The organism is Paenibacillus sp. TAF43_2 (assembly GCF_052113545.1).
Taxonomy (GTDB): domain Bacteria; phylum Bacillota; class Bacilli; order Paenibacillales; family Paenibacillaceae; genus Pristimantibacillus.
Genome location: NZ_JBFRDK010000230.1, coordinates 1 through 8,102, shown reverse-complemented (window position 1 = coordinate 8,102; position 8,102 = coordinate 1). Strand labels below are relative to the sequence as shown.

Annotated in this window: 9 protein-coding genes and 1 pseudogene; all 10 read right to left on the bottom strand. The window is 45.6% G+C overall.

Translation table 11 applies throughout. The features are described from left to right. On the bottom strand, positions 1-1,302 hold a 1,302-nt coding region (locus AB4Z17_RS29955), incomplete at its 3' end, for an anthranilate synthase component I family protein (protein ID WP_441963913.1). A gap of 359 nt (positions 1,303-1,661) precedes the next feature. Further along, positions 1,662-2,030, bottom strand: coding sequence for a chorismate mutase (aroH, locus tag AB4Z17_RS29950; protein WP_076271337.1), 369 nt, complete (start codon positions 2,028-2,030; stop codon positions 1,662-1,664). After that, positions 2,030-3,130: a 3-dehydroquinate synthase gene (gene aroB / locus AB4Z17_RS29945; RefSeq protein WP_441963911.1), complete on the bottom strand. Its 1,101-nt coding sequence runs from the start codon at positions 3,128-3,130 to the stop codon at positions 2,030-2,032. The genes aroH and aroB overlap by 1 nt, the downstream gene beginning before the upstream one ends. Before the next feature lie 2 nt (positions 3,131-3,132). Beyond that, positions 3,133-4,302: a chorismate synthase gene (aroC, locus tag AB4Z17_RS29940; protein ID WP_441963909.1), complete on the bottom strand. Its 1,170-nt coding sequence runs from the start codon at positions 4,300-4,302 to the stop codon at positions 3,133-3,135. A 295-nt stretch (positions 4,303-4,597) separates the two neighbouring features. Then, positions 4,598-4,768 (bottom strand): hypothetical protein, encoded by a 171-nt coding sequence (locus tag AB4Z17_RS29935; RefSeq protein ID WP_441963908.1) that lies wholly within the window; start codon positions 4,766-4,768, stop codon positions 4,598-4,600. A gap of 73 nt (positions 4,769-4,841) precedes the next feature. Continuing rightward, the gene (locus tag AB4Z17_RS29930) at positions 4,842-5,621 is read right to left on the bottom strand and encodes a CheR family methyltransferase (RefSeq protein ID WP_441912625.1); all 780 of its coding nucleotides are present in this window, start codon (positions 5,619-5,621) and stop codon (positions 4,842-4,844) included. A 29-nt stretch (positions 5,622-5,650) separates the two neighbouring features. Continuing rightward, complete coding sequence (gene ndk / locus AB4Z17_RS29925) at positions 5,651-6,094, bottom strand: nucleoside-diphosphate kinase (protein ID WP_076271341.1); 444 nt, start codon at positions 6,092-6,094, stop codon at positions 5,651-5,653. A 29-nt stretch (positions 6,095-6,123) separates the two neighbouring features. Continuing rightward, a complete protein-coding gene (locus tag AB4Z17_RS29920; protein WP_441963906.1) occupies positions 6,124-7,098 on the bottom strand; it encodes a polyprenyl synthetase family protein in 975 nt (324 codons plus the stop codon). A gap of 8 nt (positions 7,099-7,106) precedes the next feature. Beyond that, positions 7,107-7,955, bottom strand: a complete 849-nt coding sequence (locus AB4Z17_RS29915; protein WP_339203273.1) for a menaquinone biosynthetic enzyme MqnA/MqnD family protein — start codon at positions 7,953-7,955, stop codon at positions 7,107-7,109. Next, positions 7,918-8,102 (bottom strand): annotated as a pseudogene (locus AB4Z17_RS29910) (aromatic acid decarboxylase); the annotation flags it as partial. The gene AB4Z17_RS29915 and the pseudogene AB4Z17_RS29910, both read right to left, overlap by 38 nt.

Below are 8,102 nucleotides of genomic sequence, written 5' to 3'. Positions count from 1 at the left end.
GTATCCAATTGCTCCTGCATATGCGCCGCGCGCTTCAGTTTCCAGCTCCGCAATGATTTCCATTGCTCTTAGTTTAGGTGCGCCAGATACAGTGCCTGCCGGTAAACAAGAGACAAATGCGTCAAAAAAGTCTTTATCCTTGTGCAGCTTGCCAGAAACGTTCGATACAATATGCATGACATGGGAGTAACGCTCAATTTCCATAAACGAATCACATGTTACCGAACCAAACTCCGATACGCGTCCGATGTCATTGCGGCCAAGATCAACCAGCATCAAATGCTCAGCGCGCTCTTTCTCGTCCGCAAGCAGTTCTACCTCGTAAGCCTTATCCTCTTCCGGCGTTTTGCCGCGCGGCCTTGTTCCCGCAATCGGTCTTGTCTCCACGCGGTCGCCCGTTACTTTCACTAGCGCTTCCGGCGAAGCGCCAACAATAACTTCCTCGCCCATCTTCAAATAATACATATATGGTGAAGGATTCATCATTCGGAGCACGCGATATACATGCAATGGATCAACATCTGTATCAATGCTAAAGCGCTGTGACAATACGACCTGGAAAATGTCACCTGCGCGAATGTATTGCTTCGCCTTCTCAATGTTTCCGATGAATTGCTCCTTCGTCACATTGGATTGTACGTCACCTAGCTCGTAATCAACTTCAATTGAGCGTCCAGATGTTACTGGAATGGTCACCGGCTGCTGCAAACGTTCAATAGTTGCTTCAATTTTGGCAACTGCCGCTGCATAGCTCTTCGCGATTTCCGCATCCGTAGAGCCTTCGGCGATATGAACATTTCCAACGATTTGCAGCTGCTGCTTAAAGTGGTCAAACACAATGATTTGATCACAAAACATAAACTGCATGTCATTCATATTCAAATCGTCGATGCGGTGGGCAGGAAGCTTCTCATAATATTGCAGCAAGTCATAGCCGAAAAATCCGATTGCTCCGCCTGTAAAGGGAGGAAGCTCTGGCAGCGACGGGCTGCGGAAGGAACGCAAATGAGCTTTTAGAAGCTCGATCGGCTTGTCATTAAGCACATGCTTTACGCCGTGATGCTCAAGCACCATCTCACCATTTTTACCGTAAAGCATCATGAACGGGTCCGTTCCTATAAACGAATAACGCGCCCATTTCGCTCCACCCTCGACGCTCTCCAGCAGAAAAGCATGATCCTCTTTCGCAAAATGCTGGAATAATCGAATTGGTGTTTCAGTGTCCGCCATCATATAGCGAACGATTGGAATTAAATTGTACTGACTGGCAAGACGGGTGACGTGCTGCAGCTCATTTGACATTCCGAACAACCTCCCTCAGTAGTGAAAATTCTATTATTAAAAACAAAAAAAGCTCCTGCCAGAGCAGGAGCGTTGGTTTAGATGATGACGGAAGTGTGTAAGCGGAAAAGACGCATGTGTAGATACGTTGAAGCAGCACTTTTACAATCCTGTGTGCCATTGCACATAAGATCGTTCAGCTTTTTCTCAAACTCGCGTATCTCTCATTGCCTAACTCTGCTTCTCTCAACTAATCTCGACTCATCTCTACTCAGCTCATAAAACTACTCTGCTACTCTCACTTACGTAACTAAATATACAACAACGTACAGCTATGCGTCAACAAAGGGATTTGTTCTTTATGAGCTAAAGTCACAGCTTTATGCTTTAGATAAGTCCGGACGAAGCGCCTGCGCGCCGTTTAAATAAACGTGACGAATCTCCGCTTGCGTCTTGTCCGTATTGATAAGAACCATTAATCTAATACAGCGCTCAAGACTGCCTTTAACCGGAACTTCAAGCGCGCACATAAGCGGAACAAGCTCCCAGCCCTTCATTTGGCGAATAGCTCTAGCAGGGAATGTCTCGTCCAGATCGCTGGTAACCGTCACGAACACGCTGCAAATATCGTCAGGCACGATCTCATTATCGGCCACGATTCCATTCAACATTTCAATCGTTGCATTCAAAATGGGCTGTTCTTCATTAGCATCTACAGTAATAGCACCACGAATTCCTCTAACACTCATTATTGTTGCACCTCCTGCTTTAATTGCTCTACGATCTCACGTACCCATTGGATGCGAACATCGGATTTTATTTCAACTGAACCTATTGCAGTTGGCACAACAAAAACCATCGTACCCTCAGCAAATTTCTTGTCATGCATCATTGCTTCCATAATCTTATCTACGTCCAAATGCTCAGGGAGCCGCACTGGCAGTCCTGCTTTCGCAAGAACGCGCTTCGTTATGGTATATACCTCTTCTGGAGCACCATATCGCATACCCAGCTTAGCAGAGCCTACCATCCCTATGGAAATGGCTTCCCCATGGAGCAGCTCCCCATATCCAGCTACCGCTTCTAAGGCATGGCCAATCGTATGACCCAGATTCAAGATCGCTCTCAAATCGTTTTCACGCTCATCCTTCGATACGACTGCCGCCTTCACGCTGCAGCCTTTATACAAAGCATACCCAAGTGCCTCCGCATCAAGAGCGAGCAATTTCTCTGCATTATCTTCATACCATGCGACAAACGATTCATCCCAAATTAGTCCATGCTTGATCACTTCCGACAAACCAGCGCTTACTTCTCTTGGGGGAAGGGTTTGCAGCGTGTTCAAATCATACAGGACAAGCTCAGGCTGATGAAAAGCACCGATAATATTTTTGGCAAGCGGATGATTGACGGCAACTTTGCCGCCCACACTGCTGTCATGCGCCAATATTGTCGTAGGAACCTGTACGAATTTGATGCCTCTCATGTATGAAGCGGCAACAAATCCAGCAAGATCTCCAACAACACCACCGCCAAGTGCAACGATTGCAGACTTGCGGTCGAGACCTACCTCCAAAGCTTTAGCGACAAGCGTTTCGAGCATAGCTAGCGACTTTGAGCTTTCTCCAGCTGGAACAACGACGCTTGCCGTTTTAAAACCTGCGCCAGCAAGCTCAGACTCAAGCGTTTGCAAATGAATGTCTGCAATATTCGAGTCAGTAATGATGAGCAGCGGCGATTTTTGGCTAATGCCATGCTTAATAAAATAAGAGGATGCCTCCTTCAAGAGGCCTYCCCCGATATAGATAGGATAAGAGCGATCACCAAGTTCAACTGTAAGCTCGCGCATTTTTAATACCGCCCTAGCTGTTCAAGATAATTGTTCAAGTTGGTGCGAATTTCCTCAATGGAATCGCCGCCGAATTTTTCAAGGAATGCTTTGGCAACTTCCCATGCAACGACATGCTCCATCACGACGCTTGCCGCTGGCACAGCACAGCTGTCCGAGCGCTCTACTTGAGCCGTAAACGGTTCTTTAGTATCAATATCCACACTGCGAAGCGGCTTGTAAAGCGTCGGAATCGGTTTCATTACACCGCGTACGACGATTTGCTCCCCGTTCGTCATACCGCCCTCGAAGCCGCCAAGACGATTCGTTGCTCGATGATAGCCGCGCTCTGCATCATACATAATCTCATCGTGCACTTGCGAGCCGCGAAGCTTGGCTGCTTCGAAGCCAATTCCAATCTCACAGCCTTTGAATGCATTGATCGATACGACCGCTTGCGCGATACGTCCATCGAGCTTGCGATCCCACTGTACGTGGCTTCCTAGTCCAATTGGCACGCCTTCAATAATACATTCCACGATTCCGCCAATCGAATCGCCTTCTGCTTTAATTTGATCGATATAATCAGTCATCTTTTGTTCGGTTTCTTTGTCAACGACACGAACCGAGGATTCCTCCGTCAAACGGATCAACTCATCCACGGGAAGCTGATTAGCTGGTGCTTCGATTTCACCGATGCGAATAACTTGTCCAGCTACTTTAATCCCAAATTCCGCGAGAAATTGACGAGCTACCGCCCCTACAGCTACACGTGCTGCAGTTTCACGAGCACTAGAGCGCTCAAGCACATTGCGCAAATCCTTCAAATCATATTTAAGTCCGCCATTCAAATCCGCATGACCAGGACGCGGACGATGAACGCGGCGCTTCTCTTCATCGCTGCCTTCAATCGGCTCAATATTCATAACAGAAGTCCAGTGCTTCCAATCGTTGTTTGCAACGATCAGCGCTACAGGAGCACCAGTCGTTTTGCCGTGGCGTACGCCCCCAACGATGTTAGCTGTATCCTTCTCGATTTGCATTCGACGTCCACGACCATGACCCTTCTGACGACGGTGCAGCTGGAAATTCAGTTCCTCAAAATCAATTTTCAAATTGCTTGGCAAACCTTCAATAATCGCGGTTAATTGGGGACCGTGTGTTTCCCCTGCGGTTAAATATCTTAAAGTCAACTAAAGCTCCTCCTCAAGTGTAAACGACTAACACAGTCCATTGACGGCACAAGCTCGTTTCGCGGTGAAATTTAAGCGATTTTATAAGTGCATCACTTATAAAATTATTAATTTTCAAAACAGCTTTCAAGCGCCTGCTATGCTTTACAGCACTAAACATCTTTGCTCATTATAGTACACAGTTACAGGTTTGACAAGAATTTGGACACCTTGAAAGCCGCTGTAACCGTATAAAAAAAGGGCTGGTGGAACTGTCATCTAAAATGACAAATCCGCCAGCCCGGGCAGCGTGCAGTTAATTTGCTGTTAACCGATCTTTTCTAAGTATCGCCGTGCCTTCGCTCGTCAGCAATGGATCTTCAACAAGTCTTGTCATTTGTCCACTGTCCACTCCGATAATTTGCGCACATTCCTGAATAGAAATAAAACCACGCCTATAGGCAGCTATAACCTTACGTTTATCCATCGGTTGCTTCATCCTCCAAGTTTATTACATACTAACTAGTATAGGAGAAGATGGAAAACAGTATACATGCCGCTTATACCCGGCGATAAAAGAATGTATCAGCGGTCTCAAATCCGTACTGCGCAGGGGAAAAAATTTGTTCCGTACTGCCTACAAACAGCAGTCCGCCCGGTTTAAGTGCATTAGAAAATTTATGATACAATAAGTGCTTTGCTTCTTCTGTAAAATAAATCATAACGTTTCGGCAAACAATTAAATCAAATGATCCATCAAACGTATCATGCAGCAAATTTTGCTGCTTGAATTGAATAAATTGCTTCAGGGAGTCTGAAATCAAATACGCTCCCTCTGACTGCTTAAAATATTTTTGCCGGCAAACCTGCGGAACATCGCGCAGCGATCGCTCTAAATAACTGCCTTCCATTGCCTTTTGCAGCACATTTGAATCGAGATCAGTTGCAAGAAGCGAGGATCGCTGCAAGGCACCGAGCTCCGATAAAATCATAGCGAGCGTATAAGGCTCCTCGCCTGTTGAGCATGCCGCACTCCAAATCTTTAGGCGATTAGAAGCAGCAAGCATCTCGGGAAAAAAGCGCTTTTGCAAAACTTCCCAACGGGAAGGATTTCTCCAAAACTCAGAAACATTAATCGTCATACGGTCCAAAAACTCATTTAGCATCGTCCGATTTTGCTCAATCGCCTTCCAATACTCATCGAACGTTTGATAGCCGTGCTTCATTCGTAATGTAGTCAGCCTGCGTTTCATTTGAGCTTCTTTGTACTGCGACAAATCAATGTCGGTCTTTTGCTTTATTCGAGCAATAAACTGTGCAAAATCACGATCTTCAAGCATAGGCTCCTCCATCGCTTGTAGGCGAAATATTAAATCCACCGTTGAATTGTATGCTCGTATTGCACCAGCTCCGCTGGCGTGAAGTAAATGCCGATCTCTTTTTCCGCATTAGCTGCCGAATCCGAGCCATGAATAAGATTAAAATTCGTATGTACAGCAAAATCAGAACGAATAGTGCCGGGATGAGCATCTAGTGCATCCGTTTTGCCAATAAGGGCACGCGTCAATGCAATGACATTGTCACCTTGCCATACCATCGCAAATACAGGACCTGAAGTTATGAATTCGAGCAATGGCTCATAAAAAACTTTGCCCTTATGCTCCTCATAATGGCGCTCGGCAAGCTCATGGCTCAAAACCATAAACTTGGCTGCTGCAAGCTGCAATCCCTTTTTTTCAAATCTCGAAACGATTTCGCCAATTAATCCGCGCTGAACGCCATCAGGTTTAATCATCAGAAAAGTTCTTTCCATCCCCAACCATTCCTTTCTATTTTGCACGATTAATAATTACGTTTACCAAACAAAATCGCAATATCGCTCAAGTTCTTCTTCGCTGTGACGTTCGGCAATCCCTCTAATGCTTTGAGAGCTTTTTTAATATATCGGTTTGCAAGCTGGTCTGCTTGATCTCCGCCATCGCTCTTGCGAATCATATCGATGGCTCTTCCAGCATCTCGTTTCCCGCCTTGCTCCCTGATCAAAGCAATTTCGTTTAACAAAGAGTCGCGGGTTTTCGGGTCCTGCAAGGCAAGTAGAACCGGCAATGTAATATTTCCTTGACGCATATCTGAGCCTGAAGGCTTGCCGATCTGTTTCTCTGTTCCATATAGATCAAGCAAATCATCACGGATCTGGAATGCCATACCCACATTATAACCATAGCGATATAAGCTATTTGCTGTTTTTCGGTCCGTTCCCGCGGCAACAGCGCCAAGCTGACAGCTTATAGCAATTAATAAAGCTGTTTTGCGTCTAATCCGAAGCAAATAATGCCGTACCGATTGTTCTGTGTTGAAGAAATCACGAATTTGTTCCATTTCTCCGATACACATTTGTACAAGCGCATGCGACAAAATTTGATGTATCTGCGGATTTGGAAGCTGAGCAGCGATTGACAATGCTTTGYCATGAATGAAGTCGCCCGTATACATCGCTATTCGATTGTCCCACTTGGATTTTACAGTGAGCTGTCCACGACGTGTTTCCGCGTCGTCAATAACGTCATCATGTACAAGTGAAGCCATGTGAATTAGCTCGAGTGGGACGGCGACGCGCTTCATTACATCAAGCTGATAATCGCCAAACTTGCCTGCGAGCAGGACAAACACCGGTCTAATCCGTTTACCGCCAGCTCTAAGCAAGTGCAAAGAAGCTTCGCCAAGCAGCACATGATCATCCGAAATGCTGCGCTCAAGCTCCTGCTCGATCTGATTTAGGTCGCCTTTCATCTTTGCATACAAATCTAGTAGTTTCATTCTTTCACCTATTGGGCAGATTGGTCTTCAAAAAAAGTAAGCTCCACGTCATTCGATAGCAACCCTAGCTGCTTAGAATAATTGAAATATAATTTAAGTCCTTCTTGCAGCTTGCTCCCAAAATCATATTGAAGCGAATGAAAGTACATCTCCCAGTAAGTTGATTCTCCTCCAAGCTGCATACAGGCCTGTTCAATTAGTGGACCAAGATGGCTCTTGTTATACTGTTTGCTCGCATTTAACGCTTTATATACTGCACGAACGGCTTCTGGGGCTGCAAGAGCTGCTTCTTTACGTGCAGCAACAACAGCGTAAGTCATGCCAAGTCCCGTCCACTCATTCCATAATTGTCCTAAATCAATGACATGAAGGCCGTGGTTTTGCCAAGAAGCATGAATGGCAGGATCGCCAATGATGAGAGCAGCATCGGCTGTCTCCAGCATACTTTCCAGATTTGGTGCGGCAGTGACATACTCTGGGTTGCATTCAAAGTGCAATGTCATCAAAATTTTCAACAGATTAACTGAAGTTGCTGATGTTGTCGTTACTGAAATTCGCTCAGGACGTTTACGGCTGATCGGTTCTTTCAGAAACAAAAAGATCGAGTTGACCTTCCCTACCGAACCTACGGACAATTCTGGCAGCAGCACATAATCATCCGCATTTAATCCGTAGGCAAATGATGATATAGCCGAAATATCCAATTCACCAGCTTGCAGAAGCCTATTTAATTCAGAAGGTACACGTTTAATGACCTCAAAGCTATCCCCATCCATTCGCTCCTCGAGCTGATGGAAAAGAGGCCATGCATTCGCGTAATCAATTCTTCCGATGGTGATCGGGCGATTCATGCCCATTCTGTTCATCTCCCCATCTTCTGTACAAATCATGTTCGATTGTCATATTATCAAGTACTTTACCAACTAAAAAGTCAATCATTTCATCCATCGTTTGCGGTTTGTAATAAAAAGCCGGCATAGCCGGTATGATCCTAACACCAAGAC